The organism is Streptomyces sp. NBC_00190 (assembly GCF_036203305.1).
Taxonomy (GTDB): domain Bacteria; phylum Actinomycetota; class Actinomycetes; order Streptomycetales; family Streptomycetaceae; genus Streptomyces.
Window position 1 is genome coordinate 8,155,463 of the sequence record NZ_CP108131.1, and the last position, 25,708, is coordinate 8,181,170.

At 70.3% G+C, this 25,708-nt stretch carries 23 protein-coding genes; 12 read left to right on the plus strand and 11 right to left on the minus strand.

All coding sequences use genetic code 11. The features are described from left to right. Positions 1-13: 13 nt before the first annotated feature. Together OG429_RS37850 and OG429_RS37855 are read right to left on the minus strand one after the other, a co-directional pair. Complete coding sequence (locus OG429_RS37850) at positions 14-2,194, minus strand: SpoIIE family protein phosphatase (protein WP_328929785.1); 2,181 nt, start codon at positions 2,192-2,194, stop codon at positions 14-16. A gap of 193 nt (positions 2,195-2,387) precedes the next feature. Further along, entirely contained in the window at positions 2,388-3,125 is a 738-nt protein-coding gene (locus tag OG429_RS37855; RefSeq protein WP_328930545.1) for an SDR family oxidoreductase, read from the minus strand. 93 nt (positions 3,126-3,218) lie between these two features. Between OG429_RS37855 and OG429_RS37860 the strand changes: the two genes are divergently transcribed. Then, positions 3,219-4,070, plus strand: a complete 852-nt coding sequence (locus OG429_RS37860) for a LysR family transcriptional regulator (protein ID WP_328929786.1) — start codon at positions 3,219-3,221, stop codon at positions 4,068-4,070. A gap of 219 nt (positions 4,071-4,289) precedes the next feature. Continuing rightward, on the plus strand, positions 4,290-4,925 hold the full coding sequence (locus tag OG429_RS37865; protein ID WP_328929787.1) for a GNAT family N-acetyltransferase: 636 nt from the start codon (positions 4,290-4,292) through the stop codon (positions 4,923-4,925). Positions 4,926-5,043: 118 nt separating this feature from the next. Here the strand turns inward: OG429_RS37865 and OG429_RS37870 are convergent, their stop codons facing one another. Further along, positions 5,044-5,655, minus strand: a complete 612-nt coding sequence (locus OG429_RS37870) for a CAP domain-containing protein (protein WP_328929788.1) — start codon at positions 5,653-5,655, stop codon at positions 5,044-5,046. 327 nt (positions 5,656-5,982) lie between these two features. On the opposite strand from OG429_RS37870, the gene OG429_RS37875 reads away from it, so the two are divergent. Then, entirely contained in the window at positions 5,983-6,411 is a 429-nt protein-coding gene (locus OG429_RS37875; RefSeq protein WP_328929789.1) for a hypothetical protein, read from the plus strand. 255 nt (positions 6,412-6,666) lie between these two features. Here the strand turns inward: OG429_RS37875 and OG429_RS37880 are convergent, their stop codons facing one another. Next, entirely contained in the window at positions 6,667-7,272 is a 606-nt protein-coding gene (locus OG429_RS37880; RefSeq protein WP_328929790.1) for a hypothetical protein, read from the minus strand. Positions 7,273-7,630: 358 nt separating this feature from the next. On the opposite strand from OG429_RS37880, the gene OG429_RS41630 reads away from it, so the two are divergent. Next, positions 7,631-8,221: a DUF3887 domain-containing protein gene (locus tag OG429_RS41630; protein WP_405676617.1), complete on the plus strand. Its 591-nt coding sequence runs from the start codon at positions 7,631-7,633 to the stop codon at positions 8,219-8,221. Positions 8,222-8,261: 40 nt separating this feature from the next. Here the strand turns inward: OG429_RS41630 and OG429_RS37895 are convergent, their stop codons facing one another. Next, complete coding sequence (locus OG429_RS37895; protein ID WP_328929791.1) at positions 8,262-8,573, minus strand: hypothetical protein; 312 nt, start codon at positions 8,571-8,573, stop codon at positions 8,262-8,264. Between the two features lie 394 nt (positions 8,574-8,967). Here OG429_RS37895 and OG429_RS37900 point away from each other — a divergent pair, with 394 nt between their 5' ends. Further along, a complete protein-coding gene (locus OG429_RS37900; protein ID WP_328929792.1) occupies positions 8,968-10,800 on the plus strand; it encodes a glycoside hydrolase family 15 protein in 1,833 nt (610 codons plus the stop codon). 55 nt (positions 10,801-10,855) lie between these two features. Here OG429_RS37900 and OG429_RS37905 read toward each other — a convergent pair whose 3' ends face one another. Both OG429_RS37905 and OG429_RS37910 read right to left on the minus strand, forming a co-directional pair. After that, a complete protein-coding gene (locus OG429_RS37905; RefSeq protein WP_328929793.1) occupies positions 10,856-12,322 on the minus strand; it encodes a membrane-associated oxidoreductase in 1,467 nt (488 codons plus the stop codon). 103 nt (positions 12,323-12,425) lie between these two features. Next, a complete protein-coding gene (locus tag OG429_RS37910) occupies positions 12,426-12,719 on the minus strand; it encodes an Atu4866 domain-containing protein (RefSeq protein ID WP_328929794.1) in 294 nt (97 codons plus the stop codon). Positions 12,720-12,846: 127 nt separating this feature from the next. On the opposite strand from OG429_RS37910, the gene OG429_RS37915 reads away from it, so the two are divergent. Both OG429_RS37915 and OG429_RS37920 read left to right on the plus strand, forming a co-directional pair. Further along, entirely contained in the window at positions 12,847-13,689 is an 843-nt protein-coding gene (locus OG429_RS37915; protein WP_328929795.1) for a helix-turn-helix transcriptional regulator, read from the plus strand. Between the two features lie 331 nt (positions 13,690-14,020). Next, the gene (locus OG429_RS37920; protein WP_328929796.1) at positions 14,021-14,644 is read left to right on the plus strand and encodes a 2'-5' RNA ligase family protein; all 624 of its coding nucleotides are present in this window, start codon (positions 14,021-14,023) and stop codon (positions 14,642-14,644) included. A gap of 105 nt (positions 14,645-14,749) precedes the next feature. On the opposite strand, the gene OG429_RS37925 is transcribed toward OG429_RS37920, so the two are convergent. Then, positions 14,750-16,144, minus strand: a complete 1,395-nt coding sequence (locus OG429_RS37925; protein ID WP_328929797.1) for an amidohydrolase family protein — start codon at positions 16,142-16,144, stop codon at positions 14,750-14,752. 492 nt (positions 16,145-16,636) lie between these two features. Here OG429_RS37925 and OG429_RS37930 point away from each other — a divergent pair, with 492 nt between their 5' ends. The 4 genes from OG429_RS37930 to OG429_RS37945 all read left to right on the plus strand — a co-directional run bounded on the left by OG429_RS37930 (position 16,637) and on the right by OG429_RS37945 (position 22,093). Further along, positions 16,637-19,528 (plus strand): helix-turn-helix transcriptional regulator, encoded by a 2,892-nt coding sequence (locus tag OG429_RS37930; protein ID WP_328929798.1) that lies wholly within the window; start codon positions 16,637-16,639, stop codon positions 19,526-19,528. A gap of 168 nt (positions 19,529-19,696) precedes the next feature. Then, entirely contained in the window at positions 19,697-20,287 is a 591-nt protein-coding gene (locus OG429_RS37935; protein WP_328929799.1) for an RICIN domain-containing protein, read from the plus strand. Positions 20,288-20,534: 247 nt separating this feature from the next. Further along, positions 20,535-21,179 carry a dihydrofolate reductase family protein gene (locus OG429_RS37940; RefSeq protein WP_328929800.1) on the plus strand — a complete coding sequence of 215 codons (645 nt, stop codon included), beginning with the start codon at positions 20,535-20,537 and terminating at the stop codon, positions 21,177-21,179. A 179-nt stretch (positions 21,180-21,358) separates the two neighbouring features. Continuing rightward, a complete protein-coding gene (locus OG429_RS37945; protein ID WP_328929801.1) occupies positions 21,359-22,093 on the plus strand; it encodes a prealbumin-like fold domain-containing protein in 735 nt (244 codons plus the stop codon). Positions 22,094-22,214: 121 nt separating this feature from the next. Here the strand turns inward: OG429_RS37945 and OG429_RS37950 are convergent, their stop codons facing one another. From OG429_RS37950 to OG429_RS37960, 3 genes are all read right to left on the minus strand, one after another. Next, a complete protein-coding gene (locus OG429_RS37950; protein ID WP_328929802.1) occupies positions 22,215-22,721 on the minus strand; it encodes a DUF4232 domain-containing protein in 507 nt (168 codons plus the stop codon). Positions 22,722-22,890: 169 nt separating this feature from the next. Further along, positions 22,891-23,574 (minus strand): hypothetical protein, encoded by a 684-nt coding sequence (locus OG429_RS37955; RefSeq protein ID WP_328929803.1) that lies wholly within the window; start codon positions 23,572-23,574, stop codon positions 22,891-22,893. A 144-nt stretch (positions 23,575-23,718) separates the two neighbouring features. Further along, on the minus strand, positions 23,719-24,321 hold the full coding sequence (locus OG429_RS37960) for a TetR/AcrR family transcriptional regulator (protein WP_328929804.1): 603 nt from the start codon (positions 24,319-24,321) through the stop codon (positions 23,719-23,721). Positions 24,322-24,412: 91 nt separating this feature from the next. Here OG429_RS37960 and OG429_RS37965 point away from each other — a divergent pair, with 91 nt between their 5' ends. After that, the gene (locus OG429_RS37965; protein WP_328929805.1) at positions 24,413-25,633 is read left to right on the plus strand and encodes an alpha/beta hydrolase family protein; all 1,221 of its coding nucleotides are present in this window, start codon (positions 24,413-24,415) and stop codon (positions 25,631-25,633) included. Positions 25,634-25,708 lie beyond the last annotated feature (75 nt).

Consider the following 25,708-nt stretch of genomic DNA (forward strand, 5'->3'; position numbering starts at 1 on the left):
GTTGGGGAGCCATTCATGCCTCGGGCTGCCGGGCCGCCCGCACGAGGAGCAGGGCGATGTCGTCCGTGCGGGGCGCGGTGTGTTGGGCGTGCCGCAGCAGGGTGTCGGCCACATCGTCCAGGTTCTGCATTCCGGACCCGTCGAGGTGCCGGGCAAGGCTCACGGTGGCCGCTTCGATGTCGGCGCCGGGTGTTTCGACCAGCCCGTCGGTGTAGAGGACCATGAGCGCGCCCGGCGGGAAGGAGATCTCACGCGTGGGGTACTCGGCGGATGGCTCGATGCCGAGCAGCAGTCCGGGTGGCACCTCCAGTACGTCGGTGGATCCGCCCGGGTACCGCAGCAGGGGCGGCGGATGGCCGGCGCTGGCGAGCCGGGCCCGTCCGTGCGCGAGGTCGATCTGGGCGATCAGGCAGCTGGTGAACAGGCCCGGGTCGAGGTCGGTCAGCAGACGGTTGGTCCGGGCGAGGAGTTCCGAGGGCGGTGCGCCGGCGGTGCCGTGGGCGTGGACGGCGGTGCGGACCTGACCCATCAGCGCGGCGGCGTTGACGTTGTGGCCCTGGACGTCGCCGATGGCAGCGAGGACTGTCGACGGGGTGGGTCGGATCAGGTCGTAGAAGTCGCCTCCGATGTCCATGCCGTGCCCGGCCGGCCGGTAGCGAGCGGTGACCTCCAGATTCGGGACGCCCGGCAGGGTGTGGGGGAGCAGGCCGGTCTGCAGGGTGTGGGCCAGGGCGTGCTTGGCGTCGTAGAGCCGGGCCCGGTCCAGTGCCTGGGCGATCAGCCCGGCCAGCGAGGTCAGCAGGGCCCGTTCCGCCGCCGGGAAGGGCCGGGGCCGGTCGTACGAGAGGACCAGCGAGCCCACCGGGTGGCCGGAGGCGGTCAGCGGCAGGAACGCCCAGGCGTTGCGTCCCTCTTGGCGCGGCGCGGTGGGGTGGGCGCGGCGGAACTCCTCGTAGCTGGGGAAGAAGACCGGGGCACCGGTGGCGAGCACCTGTGCGTTGGTGACGCTCGACGTCAGCGGCGCGCCGTCGAACCGTTCGATGAACCCGGGCTCGTAGCCGCGGTGGCCGATGATCCGCAGCCGTCCTTCCTCGACCGCCATGAGTACCAGGCCCTGCGGGCCGAGTGCCGGAACGATCTGATCGGCCAGCCGTTCCATCACGTCGCGGACACCGATGGCCTCGGCAAGGGCGGCGGCCAGGTGCGTCAGGTGGTAGAGACCCAGGGCGCCCACCGGCTCCTGCGCCACGTGCGACACCCGCGCCGCAGCCGGGGCGGGGGCGAGAGCGGCGGGGTCGGCCTTGCCGGAGGTGACCGATCTGGCGGGGGAGATGTGCAGGCTGATGCCGTGCTCGTCCGGATAGAGCTGGAAGAACAAGCGTACGTCAGGTGGGCGGACCGCGGTGAAGGCCGTCGGCTGGCGGGCCACCACGGCGGCCCGGTAGCGGTCCTCCACGAGGGGATCGCGCAGCCACGGCAGCACCTCCCAGGGGCGCCTGCCCAGGAGCTGGGACGCTTCGCTGCCGACCAGGTCGGCGCCTGCCGCGTTGATGAAGGTGATCTGGCCGTCGAGGTCCAGTGCGCAGCAGCCCAGGGGCATCCGTTCGGCGAAGTCGAGGGCGGCCGCCGCCCGGGCGGGATCCTCCTGCCGCCGCACCGGTGCCGGGAGGAGGCGCGGCTCACCTTCGGGCGGCCATTCCGCGCCACCCTCCACCGCGGCCTCCCGCAGACGCTGCCCCGCGTGGCGGGCGAAGGTGTCGATCGCCTCCCGCTCCCGCTCGCTGAGCCGTGGCGGGTGCCAGACCGGCCACAGGAGGACGATGCCGCCCCGCACCTCGTCGTCGCGGTCGGCGAGCGCAGTCGCGGCGAGGAGGAACTCGTACGGGAGTACCAGCCCCAGCCGCGGGTACCGGCGGGCGATCTCCTCCTGGCCGCCGCCCAGCCAGACGAGCCGCCGCTCGCGGATCGCGTCGGACACGGGAATGGCCTCGTCGAGGGAGACGCGTGCCCACGGAGCGGTGATGGGCGGGGGTACCCCCGCCACGAACCCGAGCCGCAGGACCCGCTCGCCCGACCCCAGCAGGTACACCATGCCCACGGAGGCGCCCGTCTCCTCCATGAGGGCGGCCAAGGGCCCGTCCAGCCGGTCTCGACCCCGGTCGGCCGTCCAGTCCGTCCCGCCCGTGTGCCGCACGATCGCTCACCCGACCTTTGGACGAATATCGCCCATAAGAGGACGATAGGCCCGGGCCTCTGCAGTGGCATCACCCGGGCGGTCCGTATGGGGTGCCAGTGAAGACGGCGCGGAATGCTGTCGCGGGGCCGGGCGGTACGGGCAGCGGTCCCGCGGCCGGGCCAGGCGCTGATGGCAGGAACGGATCAGAAGATCACCATGGCACGACCCCGTTGTCGTCGAACATCTGGCCGGTAGGGCCGTCGTCCGGCAGAGCAGCCAACCGGATGGCGATCACCGCGCCCTGCTCAGGGGTCCGGGTACCGCTGAATCCATTGAGGTCGGTGGCCACGTAGCCGGGGCAGGCGTTGTTGATCAAGATGTTGGTGCCGCTCAGCTCCTTGGCGTACTGGATGGTCACGGCGTTGAGGTAGGTCTTCGTCGGCGCGTACGCCCCGCTGATCCCTCCCAGGTCGACACCGGGCGTGGTCTGCAGGGCCAGAGAGCCGACATGGCTGGACTGGTTGACGATCCGCGGGTGCGCCGAGCGGCGCAGCAGCGGCAGCATCGCGTTGGTGACCCGGATGACGCCGATGACGTTGGTCTCCACCAGCCGCCGCACGGTCGCGAGGTCGAGGGTCGTAGGCTCTTCGGGCCAATCACCCGCAGTGCCTGCGTTGTTAACCAGTACGTCGAGGCGTCCCGCCCGCTCCTCGATCAGCTGCGCCGCCGCCGTGACGCTCTCGTCATCGGTCACGTCCAAGGGCACGCCGAACGCGTCGGCACCTGCCGCGCGCAGTTTCGCCACGGCGTTCTTCCTGCGCTGCTCGTCTCGGGCGCCGACACCGACGCTCCAGCCCAATGCGCCGAGCCCGGCAGCGATCTCGTAGCCGATTCCCTTGTTCGCGCCGGTGACCAGCGCGATCTTCTTCTCACTCATGACAGCGAGCATGGCTGTGCTTCGACCAGGCACCAACACCATCTCGGTCATGCAGCAATGCCTGAGCGACATCGATCGACCGTCCGCCGAAGTTACTGTGCACGCATGGAAATACGCGAGCTGCGCTACTTCGTCGCCATCGCCGAGGAGCTGCACTTCGGCAGGGCCGCCCAGCGCCTGGAGATGGCCCAGCCGCCGCTGTCCCGCGCGATCGCCCGACTCGAACGACAGCTCGGGGTCACGCTGCTGGAGCGCACCAGCCGCAAGGTCACGCTCACCGAGGCCGGAGCCGTGCTGCTGTCCGAGGGGCGCGCGATCGTCGGCGCGGTAGCCGCAGCTGAGCGGCGTACCCAGCAGGCTGCGCAAAGGAGCCCCCGCCTCGCCCTCGCCGTCAAATCCGGCACGGCAGGGGAGTTGTTGGCCGCACTGCTCGATGCCTACCGTGCGGAGCCCGGCGCGGCCACCGTCGATCTGTTGCTCTGTGAGGCGCATCAGCAGCAGAAATTGCTGCAGGACGGGCAAGCCGACGTGGCCCTGCTGCACTTGCCGTTCGATTCGACGGTCGGGCTCGACACCGAAACCCTGTACACCGAGGGCCAGGTGGCGATCCTGCCCGCCTCTCACCCACTTGCCGCCCGCTCTCAGCTCCGGGTGGCCGAGGTCACCGCATTGGCGGAACTCCCGATGGCTCGCTGGCCCGGTCCTGACGGCAGCTACCCGAAGGGACCAGGGCCAGAGGTACGGAACCTGACGCAGCTCTTCCAGCTGATCGCGCTCGGCCGTACCACCGTGATCATCCCCGAGTCCGCCGGCACCGACCTGCGCCGCGATCTCGCCGCCGCGCCGGTCCTGGACGCTCCGCCCGTGACAACGGTGCTCGCCTGGCCTTCGCAGAGCCGACTTCGCGCCGTCGCCGACCTGATCCGCGTAGCAACGCGTTCTGATCCCATGGTTTGACCGAATGCCCGGCCACATCTGAGGTTTCGATGGTCAGGATCTGTGCTCTCGGCGGTTTGGTGGTCCCCGATGGTGAACTCGTCGGCCCGTTCCGCATGTCGGTAGCGTGCTCGGACCGGCAGGGTTACGACCATGTCGAGAGATCCGTTGCTGGTCAGAACCCGGGGGCTGTGGGAAGGGCTGGCCCGGGTGCCGGTGTCCTTCGCCCCGGTAGGTGGGGTGAGCGTCGTCGTCTCGCCGGAATCAGGGTTGAGCCCGGCCGGCTGGGTCGGCGTGGTGACTCTGGGAGGGTCGGCGATCGTGACCGCGCCGAGCGCGAGTACGGCTGCGATCATTCGGGACGCGCTGGCGATGCTGCCGGTGGAGGCGGTCGCGGATCCCGACGCGCTCCGCGAGGTCCTGCCGGTGGCTCGGGTGCTCGGTCCGGCGGCACTGTCGTACGTGTCCCCAGCGGGCTTCCGCCCTGCAGGGCCTGGTGCGCCGGCGGTGGAACAACTACCGAGTGGTCATCCGGACCTTCGCGAGCTGGAGAAGCTGGCGAGCCATGAAGACGCGGGCGAGGCCGCTCTGGACGAGATCACCTCTCCCGACTTCGTGGTCCGCGAGCGCGGTCAGGTAGTTGCCGTTGCCGGATACCGGGCTTGGCCGGGCTGGACCGCCCACATCAGTGTGCTGACCGCGCCGGAGTCGCGGGGGCAAGGACTGGCCCGGTTGACGGGCTCGGCGGCGGTGGCACACGCGCTCGCGGCAGAACGGCTGCCGCAGTGGCGTGCCCGCGTGGCGGCCTCCCGGCGTGTCGCGGCATCACTGGGGTTCGAGGAACTGGGTTCGCAACTCAGCATCGAGATCGCCTAGGAGAAGGACTTGGCCGAGACGTCGGTTCGTCCACGAGCCGACAGCGAACAGAAGGCAATCCGCCCGAGTGGGGGCGGGGCCCGTACCGCCACGACGGGCGGCGGAAGGGCCGTGGTGTTCACTGCTGGCAGCGCCCGAAGGTCACTACGTAGGTTCCGGCCTGGCTCGCGCCGGCCCCGGCCGGGTCCGCCGCGCCCGGCTGTGCCCAGGCACCGATCTCTCGCATCGACGGGTCGAGGATGATCTGGCGGTGGCCCCACGTGCTGACGTTCATCCACCAGTTGACCGCGGCGTTCGGGGTCCCCGAGCCGCCCCAGCCGGTGTACGTGATCTCGGCGACGGCCCATGACCTTGGGTTCGGGCAGTAGCCCGCGGCCTTGATCCGGCTCAGCGGTGTCGAACCGGTCTGCGGGTTGCGGTGCGAATCCTTGCCCGGGCCCCACCACTTCAGCTGCACGGCGGCGGCGGAGTGCTGCTGCGCCGCAGTCGTCAGGGCCTGGTTCGTGGTGAGGGCCGGCAGCCCCCTCTGCGTGCGCTGGGCATTGATGAGGCAGATCAACGCATTTCGGACGGCACTGTCGTTGCTGCTGCTCGGGGCTCGGGCAGCGGCCGCCATGTCGCACGCGACGGCCGTCGCCGGTGCTGCCGAGACCGGGATCAGTGCGGCCGACAGGACTCCGGCGACAGCGAGGCTCCGTGCGGTTTTGGTGAGCGAAGCGTGCCTGCTCAAGGAGGTCCACCTCCCGTGAATACGAACAGTGGTTTCCAGCAGTGGAGGCGCCACGTCGCTCACGTCGCGGCACGTGGCATGGCCCGCCGCTACGGCTTCTCCTCCAGGCTGCCAGCCGCCGCGCCGACTCGCCATCCGGGCCCCGGGCCCCGGGCGGGAACGTGGGGATCTGACGAACAGCCAGTCGGCCCCGGCCTGAGCCGTTGCCGCAGCAGCCCCCGGACGAGCAGCTCAGGTTGAGGCTGCCGGGCCGGACGGCGGCCAGGTTGTCAGTCCCCCTTGTTAGGGTCACGCACTCCGTGATCCAAAAGGGAGAGGGAGCCCCTGATGAGCGACAATGACGTGCGGAAGCTCGGCGTCCGTATCTACGACCAATGGACGGCGATGTGGAACGGCGATGTGCACCTCGCCGAAGAGATCATGGCTCCGGAGTTCACCCTGCGCTATGCACAGGCGGGTACGGAGGCATTTGACGATGCCCGCACTCCGGCGCAGCTCGCCGACATCATCGCGGCCTGGCGCCAGAGCCGCCGCGAGCTCCGCTTCGCGGCCGAGGGCGTGGCGGTAGTGGACCTGGCACTGGTCGGCGGCGTACCGGCCGGATTGGTGGCCCGCCCCTATCTCGCGAGCTACACGACCGAGGAGGGCCAGACCGTCGCCAGGAGCGGGACCGACACCCTCAGGGTCTCCAACGGCTTCATAAGCGAGGTCTGGTCGGTTTCCTCCGGTGTCGGCGGTCGAATCTTCTACCGCTAGACCTCTCCGTTTGACCAGTTGCGGGACCAGATGAGGGCCGCGACGAGCTGGGGTGCGGCCTGGCAGGCGAGGGGAGAGTTCCTCGGTTCGTGTGGCCAGGCCGCGCCACTGGTCGGGCTTGAGGCGGTTGATGCAGCGTTCGACGTTGTTCCGCACTTTGCACTGGCCGGATACGAAGAACGCCCGGCCCGCTGTCCACGACGATCACGACCCGCCGCCTGCTCCGGAAGCCGACGCGGGCATCAAAGGCGGTCATCAGGGGCGCAGACCGGCTTGCCTGAGCGCCACCCGGGACAGGTCACCGATGACCTGTTCGTCTGCTCGGCGCCAGGCATCGGCGAGCCCACCTGGCGGAACGGGGACCGCGGCGAGGTCTCGTACCGGCCCGGTCAGGGCACGCAGGGCGAGGAGATCAGCACTGCCGGGAGTGTCGAGAAGGCCTCGGACCAGAGCACTGCGCCGGATCCAGCGCACGCGCGGGGGAAGCCAGAGTGCCAGCACGAACGCCACCGAGGTGACGATCAGAGCGAATGCGGTGAGGTTGGCCACACGGCCCACCACGTCCTGCATCGACTGCCCGGCATCGGAGAGCCCGTTGCTGGCCTCGGCGGCGGATTGCAGCGGCTTCTTCAGGATGCCCCCGACCAGCGGCACGTTCGAGGCGGCATCCCCCGCATCGCCGAGGCCGGAGGCAAGACTGCCGCCCGCGTCCTCCACCTTCCGCCCCGGCTCGGCCAGCAGCATGATCCCATCGTGGACGGCCAGCGCGAACCTCACCGAGGCAATCACCAGGACCACGGCGATCAAGTCGGCGAGCACCTGTCGGCAACGACGTGCTCGGGTCTGGGCGTAAAGGCGCATCGGCGTGCTCCTGTTCCGGCGACATCAACGGACAAGACCGGTCTCCAACCGGGTGAGGCACGACAGCCGTGACAGCAGGCCACGGCCCACCGCTCGACCGTACGCGGCACCCGCCTGGTCCAGGCGTCTTCACATGCCGACGGCACCGGCACGTTCACACCGGCCCGGGCCGCGCCTCCACGGCCGGCGGCACACGGGGTTCGTCGGATGGTCGGATCATGGCGGCGTGGACAGGTCCGCTCGTAGGACACGGTCGAAGCGGATGGCTGGAGGTCCCGCTCCTCGGCAGGCGAGGGGAGAGCGAGCAGAGCAAGATGGACGTGTCCGGACCTGTCAAGCCGAGAAAGCCGTGGTCCTGATGCCCGATGAAGGCACAGCGCTCAGCGGCAAGCGGCAACTGGTGCAGGCGGCAGCCACTGTCGCGCTCACCGCTTGCGCGCTGTTGCCGGCCAACGATTTCGCGCTGGCCGCGATGCGGGCCCACGCCACCACGACGGTTGCGGGCCCGGCCGCGGCAGCATCCCCGGCTCAGACCAAGTACGACCGGATCTCCACTCAGACGCTCGACGACATCGTGAACGGCAACTTCACCGCGGCCACGGCCCACTTTGATACGACGGTGCGTAAACTGCTGCCCCCAGACGCCCTCGCGTCGGCCTGGGAGACCTACCAGGACGGGTTCGGACGTTACAAGTCACACGGGGATCCCAAGGACCTCGCATTCGGCGAGTTCACCGTGGTCAACGTGCCGTTGCGCATGGAACGCCAGCCCGGGGAGTTCCGTCTGACCTTCCACAAGGACGGCAGCATCGCCGGCCTGTTCTTCCTCGGGACAGGAACGCCGATCGTAGGCCAGCCTGCAAGCGTGCCGGCTCCGCCCCGGGGCGCCACGACAACGGCCAGCGCCAGAACATCCGGCAGCTCCGGCCACACGAAACCGGTCAGGTGATACCCGCCGGCCCCGGCGGCCGGTACCCTTCGTGCGCCGCCTACGAGGCCGGGCACCGCGCGGCTGCGGCGGCCCGGGGTGCGATTCGCATCCGCAGGCCGTCCCACAGCACGGTCTCCGCGGGCAGGACCAGCAGCCCTGCCTCCCCGTCGGCCCAAGCCGCGTCGATCCGCCGTACCTGGACGGCGGCGCCACCCGCGCCGGCCATGTAGACGGTGGGGTCGACCTCCCAGCCGTGCTCGGCGAGCCACGCCTCCAGCCGGATCATGTCCGACTGTGTCGCCCCGCGCGGCCACTCGTACCGGTTCTCGCTGTCCATGTCCGTCCCCCCGTTGTGGTCGATACCCGACACGCCGCCGATCCTGCCATCCGGCACCGACAGCGGCCGTGCAATTTCGGTGCGGCCGCCCCCCGCCCCCCGCGCCTCCGCGACGCAACGGGGCCGGAGCCCGCCTGGGACGGGAAGACCTGGACCAGTCGGCCGGCCACGTGGCGGCCCTCGCCGCATCCGCCGTGGCTCCCAGGGCGAGGCCGGTCGTTCGGGACCCGGAGGCGGTCGAACCGGGCGGCGCAGGGGCGCCGGCGAGCGAACCGGTGGTCACGCGGAGTACGAGGTCGAGTGCAGACAGCTGTCGGTCCGGGCCGACCCCGGCTCGCTGCGCCGACATCCGGGGGCGATCTACCATGAAAGACAAGGTCTTCTTGATCTCCGCACCTGCCCACGGCGAAACGGTAGGGAGGCCGGCATGGAATTCGGGATCGGACCCGGGGGAGTGGACGGCTCACGCTATCTGCCGATCTCCGAGCACGGCCTGATCGGTGATCTTCGCACCGCCGCGCTCGTCGGGACCAATGGCACGATCGACTGGTACTGCTGCCCGCGCTTCGACGCACCGAGCGTGTTCGCGTCCATCCTCGACGCCGACCGGGGCGGATCGTGGGAGCTGGCCGCCGAGGTGCCGACGCGTACGCGGCAGTTCTACTTCCCCGACACCAACGTGCTGATCACGCGGTTCTACGCCGCCGACGGGGTGGCGGAGATCCAGGACTTCATGCCGGTCGTCGACGAGTCGCGCGAGGCGGCCCGGCACCGGCTGATCCGGCGGGTGATATGCGTGCGGGGAACCCTCCCGTTCGGAGCGCGGATAGCTCCCCGCTTCGGCTACGGCGCCGAAGCGCACACCGTACGCGTGCAGGCCCACGAGGCCGTCTTCGAGTCCCCGTCGATCTCACTGGCGCTGTCCTCCACCGCGCCGCTCGAAACCGACGGCACCGACGTGTGGTCGCACTTCAAGCTCCTCGAAGGCGAGTCCGTGGTGTTCGCCCTCGACCAGATCGGCGACGACATCCGCCCGCGGGCCTGTCCGCACGCCGAGGCGGAGGTGCAGTTCGAGGCGACGGTCCGGTTCTGGCGCCACTGGCTGGGCCGCTCGCGCTACCGCGGCCGGTGGCGGGAGATGGTGCACCGCTCCGCGCTGGTGCTGAAGCTGCTCACCTACGTACCGACCGGTGCGATCGTGGCCGCGCCCACGACCAGCCTGCCCGAACGGATCGGTGGTGAGCGCAACTGGGACTACCGCTACGTGTGGGTCCGCGACGCCGCCTTCTGCATCTACGCCATGCTCCGTCTGGGCTTCACCTCCGAGGCCGAGGCGTTCATGGGCTTCCTGTCCGACAGGGGCATCCTGCGCGGCGTCGGCCCCACCGGTCCGCTGCAGATCATGTACGGCATCGACGGGCGCACTGACCTGCCCGAATCCGAGCTGTCCCACCTGGAGGGGCACCTTGGATCCGCCCCGGTGCGGGTGGGGAACGCCGCCACCAAGCAGCTCCAACTGGACATCTACGGAGCGCTGATCGATTCCATCTACCTGTACGACAAGTGGGGGCAGCCCATCAGCAGCGATCACTGGGACGAGGTCGGCGCCGTGGTGGAGTGGCTCTGCGACCACTGGGACCAGCCCGACGAGGGAGTCTGGGAGACGCGGGGCGGCCGGAAGAACTTCGTCTACTCGCGGCTGATGTGCTGGGTGGCGATCGAACGGGCCATCCGGATGGCCAACCGGCGCGGCCTGCCGGCCGATCTTCCCCGCTGGCAGCAGAGCCGGGACGCGATCTACCGGCAGATCATGCGGGAGGGCTGGTCGGCCGAGCGCGGGGCGTTCGCCCAAGGGTTGGGCGACGACGTACTCGACGCGTCCGTGCTGATGATGCCGATGGCCAAGTTCATCTCGCCCACCGACCCAAAGTGGCTGTCGACCTTGGACGCGCTCACCACGGATCTGGTCTCCGACTCGCTGGTCTACCGCTACGACCCGGAGGCCAGCCCGGACGGCGTGCGGGGTTCCGAGGGCACGTTCTCGATCTGCTCCTTCTGGTACGTCGAGGCGCTCGCCCGCGCCGGACGGCTGGAGGAGGCCCGGCTGGCCTTCGAGAAGATGCTCACCTATGGCAACCACCTCGGCCTCTACGCCGAGGAGATCGGCCGGACCGGAGAACAACTCGGCAACTTCCCGCAGGCGTTCACCCACCTCTCACTGATCAGCGCCGCCTTCAACCTCGACCGCGCCCTCGGCTGAGCCCCACGGCCGACCTTGCCGCCCGTGCTGAGTCGTGCGCGAGTGCTGGAGGGGGTCATTGGCGGCTGACCGTACGGGTCACCCCCGCGACGATCGTCGTCGCCAGGATCCAGCCGGTGATGATCAAGACGTACGACAGCCACTGGTGCCAGCCGTCAGGGGCGAACGCCGACTCCTGGCCGAAGTTGATGACCGGGAGGAGCAGGTCGAGGGTGTAGAAGACGGGGTTGAAGCCAGGGGCCTCGTCCGCCTTGACGGGGCGTGGGTGGTGCAGGCCGTACGCGATCGATCCGATGGCCATCAGGGACAGCAGCCAGGCAGCGGCGCGCACCGGGCGGAAGCCGTAGCCGACGGTGGCGTCCTGGACGTACCCCCACAGCCGTCCGTACCAGGTGAGCGTGGTGCGTCGGCGGCGCTGCTTGGCGAGTTGGACGAGCCGGGCCGCGTCGTCGTCGCCGACGTGGCGGTAGGCCGCCATCAACTGCTCGTATCCGTGTGGTTCGTACCGGTCGCCGTCCCGCTCCAGCATCGGCAGGCGGCGCTCGGCCGGCTCGTGCGGGGTGAGTACGGTGTACGTGAGATTGGTGAGATACACCTGGTCCGGCAGCATCTCCGGTTCAAGGGCCAGGATCTCTATCTGAGAGCGCCGGAGATTCAGGGCTCCCTCGATACGATCGCCACCGCGCAGCCATAGTTCACCGAGTACACAACTACTCGCCCGCAGTGCCGTGTCTCCCGGATGCGACAAGTGGGCGTGGAGCAGGTCGAGACGGCCCGATATGCGCGAGCCTCGGAGCTCGATCCGGCCCCGTGCACGTATGCGCCGCGCCCGTACGTGGGCGCCCACGTTGAGGTTCTGCGCGTCCAGCGCGGTGCCATCGGGCTGGTGGAACTCGGCCTCCTGGACGTTGATCCGCCCGGCGACGGAGGCGCCGGTGAGCCGTACCTGCCCGTGCGCGCGCATCTCCGGCGCCCACAGGTCGCCCCCGATCACCGCCTGGTTGAGCTGCAGTACCGGCTCGGAGTCGTCCGGCGCCGTGAACTCCGCCCGCTCCATGAACAGCGCCCCGGAGATCTGTGCCCCGCCGAGCCGTACCGGCCCCCGCGTACGGCAGTCCGTCATCCGCAGCACCCCCTCGACGCGCAAGGTCTCCGAGGTCAGGCCCGGCAGTACGGACCAGCTCAGATCGAGCTGGCGCAGCTGGGCACCGTACAGGTCCGGGACGCCGTCGAACCGGCAGTGGCTCAGCCGGATGGCGGCGTCGACGGTGGCGTGCTTCAGGTCCAGTACGCCGGTGATCCGCGCCCCCGTGATCTCGAGCGCGGCGATCTCCCCCTCCTCCTGTGGAGCCTTGAGCAGTAGCGCCCGCAGTACACGCGCCCGTACGGTCCGCTCGGCGCCCCAGGTGTTGCCGCGCGCCGGATTCTCGTTCTCGGCGGCACCGAAGTCCACGGACTCGCCTCGCGGAAAGGCCCGCCATATACGTAACTCGGCCGGTGTCAGATCGTTGGTCTCGCTCACGCAGGGACTCTGACGTGCTGCGTTGGGCCTGTCAACTGCCGCACGGAGCAAGCCGTCATGGTGTCCGACATCCGTCCGCGTCCGTAAGGTCTTGGCCTGTGAGTCACGCCTGCTCCTCCTTGTAGAGGACGAGGTGCTCGTGGAAGAGCACACCGTCGCGGATGTCGCCGGTTGCGGTGAAGCCGGTGTCGTCGACGTAGTCGATGTGGCTGCCGGTGACCGTGTAGCGGCCGGTGTAGGCACTGCTGCGGTTGCCGCGTGCCTCGTCGTAGCGGCCGTCGGCACGGAGCTCCTGCCGGATCTGACCGTCTCCGGTCACCCACATCCCGACCACGTTCGCGTCACCAGCCCTTCGCCCGGCGGTTTCCTCCGGCGGGCTCGATTGGTTCCTCACCATGTGTTCCTCCTCGTTCGCGGGTACTGATCACCAGCCTGGGCGGCCCCGGGGGAAGGGAGCCAGGACGGGTCGTGCCTGGGTATGGGGCACCCAGGTACGCGGGTGTGGAGCGCCATAGTCTGAAGGGGTGACCAGCAACGATCTCGGAGATTTCCTACGCGCCCACCGCGCACGCCTGAGACCCGACGACGTCGGGCTCGCCTCATACGGCGCCCGCCGGGTGGCGGGGCTGCGACGCGAGGAGGTCGCCGTCCTGGCCGGCATGAACAGCGACTACTACGCCCGCCTGGAACAGGGCCGCGAGCGCAGTCCTTCCCCGCAGATCCTCGAGGCCATCAGCAGCGCGCTGCGGATGGATGACGAAGCGCGGGAGCACATGTTCCGGCTGGCAGGCACCGCCCCTGACGGTGAGCGGCCGCAGCCTAGGGAGACGGTCAATCCTGCGCTGCGGCAGCTGCTGGACGGATACCCGAACGCCGCGGCGTTCGTCCTGAACCCGGCCACCGACTTCCTGGCCTCGAACGCTCTGGCCGACGCACTGTTCGCGCCGTTCGAGAACGTGGGCAACCTGGCCCGCATGACCTTCCTCGACCCGGCCGCCCGGAGCTTCTTCACGCAGTGGGGGCGGGCGGCCGAGGCAGTGGTCGCCGGACTGCGTCACGCCACGGGCCTCGACCCGCACTATCGGCGGCTGCACGACCTCGTCGACTCCCTGACCGGGGCGAGCGAGGAGTTCGCAGCCCTGTGGTCCTCGCACACCGTGTACGGGAAGACCCGTGACGGCAAGGAACTCCTCCACCCCGACGTCGGGCCTCTCGCGCTCACCTTCCAGACCTTTGACGTCCGCGGAGCGACGGGCCAGCAGTTGGTGATCTACCACGCCGAACCGGGAAGCCCCAGCGATCAGGCGCTGTCCCTGCTCGGCAGCCTCCACGCCACACACCACCAGGAGTCCGCCGCGGAGCAGTAGGGCAAGCCCGGCGGCGCCGCGCAGGATGGTGCTGCCGAAGCGCTGGCCGGTGAGGGCGCCGACCAGTTGCGGGCCTGCACGCGTAGAGGACGACGGCCGTGTCGCGCGTGTGCGGGGCAGTGGCCGTGTAGACGGCGACGAATCCGGGCGTCAAGGTCACGGTGGCCGCGTACAGGGCTACCAGCTGGCCCCACTCTGGACATTCATGGGAAACAGCGGCAGCGTCACCCTCTCGCCCATCCCGCTCGTCGACCTGCTGCGCAGATCGACGTGATCGTTCCGCGGAAAGGGAGCCGTGCTGTCTGCGGCAGGGCTGACACCATGCGGTGTCATGACAGATGACAGCACCCATGCGTTTCAGGCGGGCCAGACGGGACTGATCGTCCGGATCCCGGAGGCGGAGCCGGCCGTCCGCGGGTGGCGTGAACGGCTCGACCCCTCAGCCCGGGCCGGGGTCCCAGCCCACGTCACCGTGCTCTTCCCGTTCCTCGACGAGAGCCGAATAGACGCGCTCGTCTACTCCGCTCTCGCGGACGTGCTGGGCAGCCATCCGGCCTTTGACCTGCGGTTCGAGAGATGCGGACGGTTTCCGGAAGTGCTCCATCTCGTCCCCGGGCCTGACACGCAGTTGCGGCAGCTCACCGAGGCGATCGCTGATCGTTGGCCTGAGGCTCCGCCGTATGGCGGCCGATTCGCCGAGATCGTGCCGCACCTGACCATCGCTCAAGGTCAGGAAGACGCCGTCTTGGAGGAGATCGAGGCCGAGCTCGCCGTCAGGCTCCCGCTTACGTCTCACGTCTCGTCGGTTGAACTCATGGTGTACGACGGCACGAAGTGGCAGGAACGGGCGTCGTTCGCGCTTGGAGAACGTCTTGGTCCAGCCGCCGAACGATCCGTTCGAGGCGATGGCCACGTCGGCTTCCTGCCAAGTAGCCCAGCAGCGGATTGCCGGTGATCACGGCGAGATGGGTGAAGGGCAGCGCCCCCTGCGGGCCGACGGCAAGATGAGCCGTGCCGCAGGAGGAGCGCGCCGTCGAGGCCAAGAAGGGGCCGGCGGGGGTCAGGCCGCGGGAGTGTTGAGCACGTACTCGCGGGAGGCGTGGACCTGCTCGCGCAGGGCGGCCAGGTCCACATCGAGGACCTGGCCGTTCCACTTGCGGGGCTCGCCGTTGATGAGGACAGCGCTGATGTTGCGGGCGTCCGAGCCCAACACGACGGTGCCGATCGGGTCGTTGAGCGGCATGTTGTTGAGGTCCTCGGCCTGGATCACCAGCAGGTCGGCCTTCTTGCCCGGGGTGAGCGAGCCGGTGACGCCTGCCAGCCCGTTGGTGCGGGCGCCCTGGAGGGTGGCGAAGTCCAGTACGTCGTGGGTGGTGATGCGAACCGGCTGCTGGTCGGTGCGGTAGACGGCGTTGACCGCCCGCATCCGCTGGATGGCGTGCAGGGCCCGCATCTGCGTGAACATGTCGCTGACCAGCGCCACCTCGACGTCGATGCTCAGACCGGGCCGGACCCCGACCGCCAGGGCCTCGTCGATCGCGGGGATCGCGGTCTCCAGCCCGATCTGGGCGTCCGAGGTCGGGGCCAGGGCGATGGTCGTGCCGCTCTCCGCGATCGCCTTCCACGCCGCCTCGGTCAGACCGGTGGCGTGGATGAGGGTGAGGTCCGCGCCGAGAAGGCCGTCCTTCTCCCACCCCCCTATGGCCTGGGAGGAGGAGGTGCCGAAGACGGCGTCGACGCTCACACCGATGCCCAGGTCCTTGGCTGTGCGGGCGAGTTCGGTGCCGTAGGCGAGGGTGGGTCCGGCGATCTCGTCGGTGGCCAGTGCGGCCAGGCGCAGGCTCAGCAGCTGGTCGTCGCTGGCGAAGTACTTCTCCTTGAGGCGGGCCAGGTCGCCGGGCCACTGCTTGTCCCAGTCACCGAAGTGCGGGCCCATGGAGGCGTGCACGCCGCGAACGCCGGCGTCGATGAGGCCCAGGACGGCGGCGTCGGAATGCTCGGGAGTACGGGAGTTGTGGGAGAAATCGAGCATGCACGTGATGCCGCTGTCGATCGCCGTCAGGGCGGCCAGCTTGGTGCCGACGTACATGTCTTCGGGCCGGTAGACGGTGGCGTAGCCGGCGAGGGTGGACATCACATAAGCGCCGAGGTCATCGACGTCCGGCATGATCCGGCGGAGCTGGGTCTCCCAGGCGTGCCGGTGCGTGTCGACGAAGCCCGGCGTGAGGACGGTGCCGGAGGCCTCGACGACCACAGCGCCGTCCCGGTTCAGGTCAGAACCGATCGCGGCGATGATCTCGCCCTCGACGAGCAGATCGGCGCCGTGAAGGACACCGAGGCCGGGGTCCATGGTGACGATGGTCGCGCCGGTGAACAGGATGCGCCGCTTCGGGTCGGCGGACCGGCGCTGAAGCCGTTCGAGTACGGCAGGGCTGGTGGTGTCGGTGGGAAGCAAGGGGAGGTCCTGTCCTTCATGCCAGCGCGGTGGGCCGGTACGGGGTGGGTGATGACCCCAGCCTCGGCCCATCCGACAGCGGCAACCAGGCCGCCGTTAGCCCCGGTACAGCGCACCCAGGCTCACCGCTCGATCCGAAGTCTGTGGAGGTGGAGGACACGGGAACGGTCAGAGACTCGCGCCCCGACATCAGCCCGTGTCAGGAGCAGCGCCAGTGCTCCTGATACCCCCATCGGCAGCGCGCTGCAGTCGATCGAGAGCCCCAGCCACCGGCCCGGACAGGAGTTCGGCTCGGCTTTCCCGGATTCGGATTCGGATTCGGTCAATCTGCTGCTGCTTTGGCTGGTATGGCCCGACTGATGCCCTTTCAGGGAAATCTGACCGAAGATCATCCCACTTCCCGCGCTCCGTCCCTTCATGATTCCTTACGGGCGCCCACCCGGGCCGCCACGGGCGGCACGCAGCCGTCGGCAGCAGTGTGGGAGGGCGGAAATGACACACGTACTGGTCGAACGCGACGACGTACTCCAGGCCACGGCTGCCGCCCTGGCCCAGGCACGCACCGGGAGGGGCAGCTGGCTGATGCTGGCCGCGCCGCCCGGCCGGGGCCGCACCGCCACGCTCGACGCCGTCGTCCGCCGGGCAAGCGCCGACGACGGCATACGGGTGCTGTCGGCGCGCTGCGCACCCGAGGAGACGGCCTTCCCCTTCGCCCTCGTACGCCAGGTCTTCCCGACCGCCGACGGCATACCCTTCAGCGACCTCGCCGCCGAGCAGGAGCAACAGGTCTTCCACCAGCTGCTGGACCTGCTTTCCCGGACCGCCGAGGCCCGTCCCGTGCTGCTGGCCGTCGACGACCTGCACTGCGCGGACCCGGTGTCACGCCGCTGGACCGGGTACCTGGCGCGCCGGATCGCCCGGCTTCCGGTCCTCCTGCTGGCCACCGAATGCCGTGAGCACGCCGACGTCACTTGGCTGCCCCGGACCACGGGCGCGTGCCACCCGCTTCCCCCGCTCGGGCCGGACGCCGTCACACAGCTCGCGCGCGATCGCGGGCTGGCCCCCGAGCGGCATGCGATGTGCCGGGACGCGACCGGAGGCAACCCGGCCCTCGTACAGGCGCTCCTCGCCGACCTCGCCGACCTCGCTGACCTCGCCGACTCCACCGGCCCCACTGCCCTCGCTTCTCCGTCCGACCCCACCGATCCCGGAGCCGGCCGGCCCCCGCACCACCCGGACGGCGCCCCGCTCACCCGCTACCGCGACGCGCTCGCGCGCTGGATCCGACACCGTGCCGACGACGAAACCCGTCACACGGGCCTTGCCCTCGCCGCCACCGCCCAGTGTTCTCCCGCCACAGGGTCCGCCCTGCTCCAGGAGGCACTGGCGTTGTGCCCCGCCCGTCACGCGGCCGCGCCGAGCGCTCCGCGGCTGGCCCGGCTGCTCTCCCATCCGCTCGCCCTGGAAGCCGTACTGGAGGCAGCCGACCCCGCCGAACTGGCCGTCCTGCACACCCACGCCGCCCGGCTGCTCCACGACCGCGGCGCTCCCGCCGCGACCGTCGCCGCCCGGCTGCTGCACCTGGACCGCCCGTGCGAGGCATGGATGGCCCGCTGCCTCGAGGATGCGGCCGACGAGGCCGTGCGGGCCGGGCGTATCGGAGAAGCCGCGGGTCTGCTGCGCCACGCCCTGCGCGCGCAGCCGCCACTGGCCCGGCACCGGCACGCCGACCTCACCCTGCGCTTGGGATCACTCGAGTTCCCGCACAGCGCGGAGGCCGGCATCCGCAGGCTCCGCGCGGGCCTCGACCTGCACCCCGACGGCCACGAGCGCGCCGCCGCCGCACCCGCCCTCGGCGCGGCCCTCGCCGCCAGCGGCCGTACGGACAGCGCGCTGAGCGTCCTGCACCGGGCGAGCAGCGGCACGGACGACGGCGAGCTCGTGCACATCCTGCGGACCGTCGCCGCCCTCATCTCCTCGCACGACGCGGTCGCCTGGCGCAATGCCGTGGCAGGCCTGCGCGCCCTCGGACCCGCCGCCCCGGCCACCGTCGAACCGCTGGTCTGCGGTCTGATCACCGAGTACGAGACCGGTGCCGGGCTCCTCTCCGCAGCCGAGGTCCTCGCCCGGATCCGGCCCCGGCTCGCCGCGGCACCGGTCCACCCGCTGCTGCGCACCGCCTGGATGGGCAGCGCTGCCACCCTGCTGCAGTGGGCGGACCAGCTGCAGGACGCCCGGACCCTTGCCGAGCAGGGACTGCCCATGCCGCCCGCATCGCCGGACCTGACCGACGCGGGCCTGCAATGCCTGCTGAGCGCCCGGGCGGAAGCCACGCTCTGGGCCGGCGGCTTCCGGCGTGTCATCGCGGAGAACACACTCCTGGCGCACACCTGCACCGGACGCGGCATCCGCGCGCCCCACCTGGTCTCGATGGTGGCGCTCGCCCGGTACGAACTCGGGCAGCGCGACCAGGCCTGGCAGCTCCTCTCCGCACCCGACGCGACCACCGCGGACAGTTCCTGGGAGTGGAACGAACTGCGCTACGCACGCGCCCTGCTCCACGGCTACGAAGGACGCTGGCAGGCCGCCCTCGACGACTACCTCGCCTGCGGTACCGGCCAGAGCGCTCGCGACTTCGTCAGCCCCGTGGCCACACCGTGGCGCTCCGGCGCGGCCCTCGTTCTGGCCCGCCTCGGCCGGGCGGCCCGGGCCCGAGAGCTGGCGGAAGAGGAACTGCACCACGCGCGCCGCTGGGGAACCCCTCGTACGGTCGGCAGGGCACTCCGGGCCCACGCCGCGGCCGTCGGCGGCCGACGGGGCCTGGACTCGCTCGTCGAGGCGGCCGCCCTACTGGATGAAGCACCCGCCCCGGTGGAACGCATCGAGACCCTGATCGACCTCGGCCGAGCACGCATCGAGGCGGGTCTCGGCCGCAGGGGCCGCGACGATCTGCGCGCCGCCGAGGCCGAGGCGGTCCGCCTGCTGTCCCCGACGGGTGCCGACGACGGCCCGGAGGACCACGTCGGGCAAGGCCCGGACGACCGCCTCGGGCAAGGCTCGGGCAACGGCGGCCCCGACCCGGCAGCACCACCGACGGGCCGGCTCTTGCGGGCTGCTCGGGCAGCGCTGCGCTCCGCGAACGCCCGTACCACGACGCGGGCCCGGTCCGGCCCGAGCGCACTGACCGGAGCGGAACGACGGGTCGTCGACCTCGCCGCCCTGGGCCACACGAACGCACAGATCGGCGAGGCGCTCCACCTGACCCGGCGCACGGTGGAGTCTCACCTCACCAGCAGCTACCGGAAATTGAACGTGACCCGCCGCACCCAGCTCGCGGTCGGCCTGGCCGAAACGGACATCACCGGGGGAGGGCCACCGGGCTGACCACGAGAACGAGGGGAGCGTCGTGTTCGTGGTCTTCCACGATGTGTGCGGACACCGCCGCCGGACAGAGTGGGCACCGCGCCGGTCCGGCCCCCACGGACCGGCGCCACCTCCATCCGACCGGCGCCGTCGCACCCTCAACGGGGCCGCGTACGAAAGGCACTGAGCATGATCTCCACGATGCGCACGTCCGCCCGTTCGGCCCTGGTCGCCCTGATCGCGGTCGCGGGGACGACCCTCCCCGCGACCGCCGCCGAGGCCCGCCCCGCCACCGTTCCCACTGCGCAGACCGCCTCGGATCTGGGGGCCCTGCTGGCCCCCAACGAGCTGTGGCAGCTGCGCAAGCGGGGCAGCCGCTACGAAATCGCCAACGCCCACAGCGGCATGTGTCTGAAGGTGAAGGGCGCCTCGAACGACAACGGGGCCCCGGTGGTTCAGGCCGAATGCGGCACCGCGAGCGAGCAGTTGTGGAAGTCGGAGGTCACCGACGGCGGTACGTTCATCCAGCTGCGCAACGCCAACTCCGGCAAGTGCCTCGACATCTCCGGGGGTTCGGCGCGCAAGGGCGCCAAGATCATCCAGTGGGACTGCAGCGGCGGCCTGAACCAGAAGTGGTGGGACACGGACGGCATCGACGGCAACCCCGGCTACTGGATCAGCGGTACCACCCCGAGCGGTGCCCCCACCTGGATGTGCCTGGACATGCCCGGTGCCAGCACCTCCTCCGGCACGCAGGCAGCCGTATGGGAGTGCGTCTAGGCTCCCGACGCCCCCGCCTGCCCGGCCGGGGAGGGCAGGACGTGGGCAAGTGGCGCCGAGGGCTGCGAGCCTGTGAAATCCGCGCTCCGGTGAACGGCGCGACCCTGTGACCGAGCACCAGGCCTGTCCCATGAGTACGGGACTTGTCGTGCTGTGTGGTGAAGCCGGGTTCCGGCGCGCCGATGAGTCTGCGGGCACCCGCAGGTCTATCTCTTGACGGAGACAACCGACTCATCGGGAGTAAGCCATGGGCCTCATCCACATCGAGCTGTTCGCGACCCTCGACCTCGTCGGGCAGGCGCCCGGCGGCCCCGACGAGGACCCGGTGGGGTTCCCGTTCGGCGGCTGGCAGGCCCCCCTGCTGGACGAGGTCGCCGGGGCACAGGTCGGTGCCGCGTACGAAGGCACGGACGCCCTCCTGCTCGGCCGACGGACGTACGACATCTTCGCCGCCTACTGGCCTCACCAGGAGGGCGGCGAGGACAACGAGATCGCCACGCTCTTCAACCGCGTCCCGAAGTACGTGGCCTCTCGCGGCAGGCCCGACCTCTCGTGGGCCGGGTCCACGCAGCTCGGCCCGGACCTGGCCGACGCGGTGCGCGAGATCCGTGACCGCCACGAGCACGTGAAGGTCGTCGGGAGCCTGAACCTCGTGCAGACCCTCCTGCGCGAGAAGCTCTTCGACCGTCTCGACCTCTGGCTGCACCCGATCGTGCTCGGTGTCGGGAAGAAGGTGTTCGACGATGGCGCGGTGCCTACGAACGTCACCCTCCTCGCACCCCCGGCAGCCAGCCCGAAGGGCACCGTGTACCTGCGCTACGGGCTCGCCGACGGCACGCCCGCGACGGGGGACATGAGCGCACCCGATCGCGGTGTCGGAAGCGACGACTGAAGCCGCCCCGCGCCTGGCGGGTGCGTGTACGGCGATGGCCGGGACCGGTCTCCCCGGTACCGGCCGTTGCATTCCATCGCGTTCGCCCCGGACCCGTACGAGTGGTCGTACGGACGGAATGCCGTGGTAAGGGAGTGTCGTCGTCCCGCCCCACCCACCCGGCTCGATCATGTCGTGCCATGGCACCTCGTGAACTGCGCTGGACATGGGCTTCGTGGCGCCCCTGGATCTTCGGGATGGCGACGGCTGCGCTGCTGGCGGCGACCCCTTCGTACGCTGCGGCGACAGAGCCGTTCCCGAACAAGGCTCCGGTCAGCGGCGGCGGCGCGGGCGCCGGGTGCCCACCGGGTTACGGCGGCTGGGTGACCCCCCACAGCGATCTGGCCTTCCGTAGCGGCCCTTGCCGCCCCCCGCACCACTGCCCCGACGGTTCGCCCGGCTGCGACGGTCCCGGCCTGCCCGTCACCGGTGCGGTCACCGTGATCAAGGAGGACCAGAACACGGGCAACCCGCTGGCCGGCGCCGTCTTCCAGATGTGGGAGGAGACCAACGGCATCCCGGGTCTCCAGACCACCGGCGCCGACCCGGACACCGACATCGGCGGCCCCTGCACCACCGGGGCCAACGGTGTGTGCTCCCGTACCGTGGAACTCGGCACGTACTACTGGGTGGAGACTCAGGCTCCGCCCGGGTACGAACTGCCGATCAATCCGGTGTTCGGCCCGCTGTCGCTGTGGGAAGAGAACGTCGAGGAGGGCGTGACGGTCATTGCCGAGAACACGCCGGAATCCGATGCGCTCAAAGCCCGTCACGTCGTCCGGACCGGCCCACCGACCCTCGGTGCAAGCCACACCACGCACGAGGCAATTGCCTTCCTGTCCTCGCCGGACGAGAAGCGCACCGCGGCGGCGTAGCCGGGCACTTTCACGGGCCCGGGGGCAGCACCCAGGGAGCGAAGCGTTGGCCAGGTGCCACGTCCTCGCGCCAGTAGCGGCCTGATCCCGATCTGCAACAACAGCAACACACGAGGCCGTGTCAGGCTCCCGGTTGGACCGGGCCGATGACGGTGCCGGAGGCCACCTCGAAGCGGCCTGCGGCGACGGAGGTGCCCGGGATCTCGCCGCCCGGGGCACGGAGGGTGAACGACGCCTCGTCCGCCGGAGTGCCGTGACCCTGGTTGGGGACCTGGATGTCGAAGTGGACGGGTCGGCCCGGCCCGAACGTCACGACGGCGGTCTGGTCGCCGTACCGGCCGGCCGTGACACCGAGCGTCGCTCCGTGGTGCGCGAAGGCCACGCCGGTCGGGGAACCGGCCAGCCTGCACACCGCGAACCCCTTCGGCGCGGTCAGTGTGACGCGGAAGTGGATGTGCCCGGAACTGGCCTGGTCCTGTGCGATCTTCGCGAGATGGTTGGCCGGCCGACAGGCCGACGGGGCGCCGCCGCCTGGTGTCGCTGCCCGCGCGGTGCCCGCGCTCGCGACGGCCGTCAGAGCGACGGCGCCGGCGACGGCGACGATGGCGGACGTGCGGTTCGTTCGCATGCTGGACTCTCCCTGCCTTGCCCGACCGGTTCCGCGGGCCATTCCCACGGAACCACGGGTCGGCAGGATTCCTGCCCGACACTCCTCAGTCGTAATGTCCCGAAACGTCAAAGGAGCATCGGCTTTGTCGGGGGGTGCGCCGGGCGCGGACCATGGACTGCGGGTCCGTTCACTTGACGGGGACGGCGTCCTTCGGGGAGGTGTGCCAGTTGGTGACGATCGGGCGGTCGACCGTGATGGTGCCGACCGGCAGGGAAACCGGGTCGGGGTCGTTGTTGCCGACGGCGACGATGATGCTGTCCAGTTCCTTGCCGCCGTTCTCCCCGGTGGTCTTCGGGTTCACCCCGGCGTAGGCGGCGGTGCTCCCGCTCAGCTTGATCTGCTTGCCGACGGACTGCTCCGCGGGGCCCGCCTCGGTGCCGTCGGAGCCGAACGCCACGGTCGGCAGCGCGGCGGGCAGATAGCAGGTGATCCCGGGCTTCGCCTTCGCGGTGATCAGGATGTATCCGCCGGCCTGGCTCTCGGACTTGGTGCTCCAGGCGATGTCGCCTGCGCCGCAGGTTTGCCCCACCGGCTTCCGCTCGCCGTCGCCGGTGTCGGCGCCGGAACCGGATCCGTCCGCGGTTCCCTTGCCCGTCGCCTCGGCGCCCTTGCCGTTGCCCTGGTTGCCGCCCGCCGTCGCCGAGCCGGACGGAGTACCCGTACCCGTCTTGTCGGCCGGAGCGGCGGAGGGAGAGCTCTGCGCGGCGCCGGTGTCCTTGGCCGCGTCCGAGTCCTGGCACGCCGTCAGCAGCACTGCACCGCCGATGAGGGCTGCGGAGACGAGAAAGGCCTTGCGACGGTTGCCTAACATGACAGAGCCCCTTGGTGTTCAGTGGTCGTGGCCGAAGCGGTTTCGGCTCCTTGGTGCTTACTTGATCACTATGAGGGAGCGGTGGGCCGAGGGGATGCCGACGTCTTCGTTCCAGGACACCGCTGTGGCAGAGCGGTGACATGATCACGAAACGCCGGCGCCCGGCGACGGTCCACTGCCGCCGAGCAGGCGGTCCACGAGGAGTTCGGGGTAGCCGGAGGCCGGCGGGTCGATGCCGAAGATCGCCCGTAGGTAGAGCGGAGCGATGAGCTGGTCGAGGATCTGGTCGAGGGGCGGTGGGTTCTCGCCGCGGGCTGCGGCCCGGTCGCGGATGCGCTCGATGGAGTGGATGCGGCGCTCGAAGTGCTGCGTGCGTTCCCCCTGGGCCTTGGCGCTGCCCGGCATGGACAGGGCAACGGCTCGCACGAGGAGCCGGCCTTCGGGCTTGCGGATGGAGGCGACCCCCGCTTCGGCCCACGCCGTCAGGTCGCCGCGCAGGGTGCCGGTGTCCGCCAGCGGCCAGTCCCGTTCGAGCCGGGTGACGACCACGTCGGCCAGGAGCGCCTCACGGCTGCCCCACCGCCGGTAGACGCTGGTGTGGTTCACCCCGGCACGCTGGGCGATCGCGGGGATGGTGAGGTCGCTGCCCTCGGGGTCGGACAGCAGGTCGACGACCGCCTGGTGGACGGCGGAGCGGACCTGTTCGGGGCTCTTGCGGATGCGCGGGGTCGGTTGTTTCGAAGTCACGCCAACATCGTAAGCACATTTATTTGCTTTGCAGCGCATGGAGGGTCTACAGTCCTGCCATAGGCACAGATCTGTGCTTAAGGAGAGTGTGATGAAGCAGCTGCTGTTCCCCGACAACCCCCAGTTCTGGTACGAGACCCTGCGCTCGATGAGCCACATCGCCTACGGCGGAGCGGACTTCGGCGAGGTCGTGGCCACCAGCGAGCGCATCAAGGAAGGCGACTACGACAGCTGGCACCAGGAGTGGCTCGCCACCGCAGACCGCGTCTCCGCCGAGGCCCAGAGGGCCCTGGCCGTCGGCCACACGATCAGCGCCCGGGACGGGTTCCTGCGCGCCTCGAACTACTACCGGTCGGCCGAGTTCTTCCTGCACGGCCACCCGTGCGACCCCCGCCACGACCACGCCTACGACCGCAGCGTGGCCTGCTTCCGAGCGGCGGCGGCACTGTTCACCCCCGTCATCGAGCCGGTCCGCATCCCCTACGAGGACACCACCCTGCCCGGCTACCTCTACCGGGCCGACGACTCCGGCACTCCCCGCCCGACCCTGATCATGCACGGCGGCTTCGACGGCACCGCCGAGGAACTCCACTTCAGCGGCGCACTGGCCGCCGTCGAACGCGGCTACACCGTCCTGACCTTCGACGGCCCCGGACAGCCCGGCCCCCGCCACCACCAGGGCCTGGTCTTCCGCCCCGACTGGGAGAACGTCATCACCCCCGTCGTCGACTTCGCCGAAACCCTGCCCGAGGTCGACAACAGCCGCATCGCACTCCTCGGGAGCAGCATGGGCGGCGTACTCGCCCCCAGAGCCGCCGCCTTCGAGCACCGCCTCGCCGCCCTGATCGCCGTCGACGGCGTCTACGACCTCGGCCAGATATCCACCCGCAACATCCCCGGCGACCGGGGCCAGGCCGAACGGCTCCTGCGCTCGGACTCCGCCCCCGAACTCGACGCGAACTTCGAAGAGATCATGTCCAAGGACGCCACCGCCCGGTGGGCCATCAACCACGGCATGTACGTCATGGGCGTGGACACCCCCCGGGGCTTCAGCGCCTCCTACCTCGACTACACCCTCGACGGCGGCATCGCCGAACGGATCCAGTGCCCCACCCTCGTGTGCGACGCCGCCGAGGACGAGTTCTTCAAGGGCCAGCCCGAGCAGCTCTACGAGCACCTCACCTGCCCCAAGACCCTCATGGTGTTCACAGCCGAAGAGGGCGCCGGCGCGCACTGCCACCCCGGCGCCATGCGCCTCGCCCTCGCCCGCATCTACGACTGGCTCGACACCACCCTCACCACCGCAGTCTGAACGGCCGGCCACCGTCGGCACACCACGACCAGCCACTCCCGGTCCGTACGGACCGCCTCACACCCTCAAGGAACC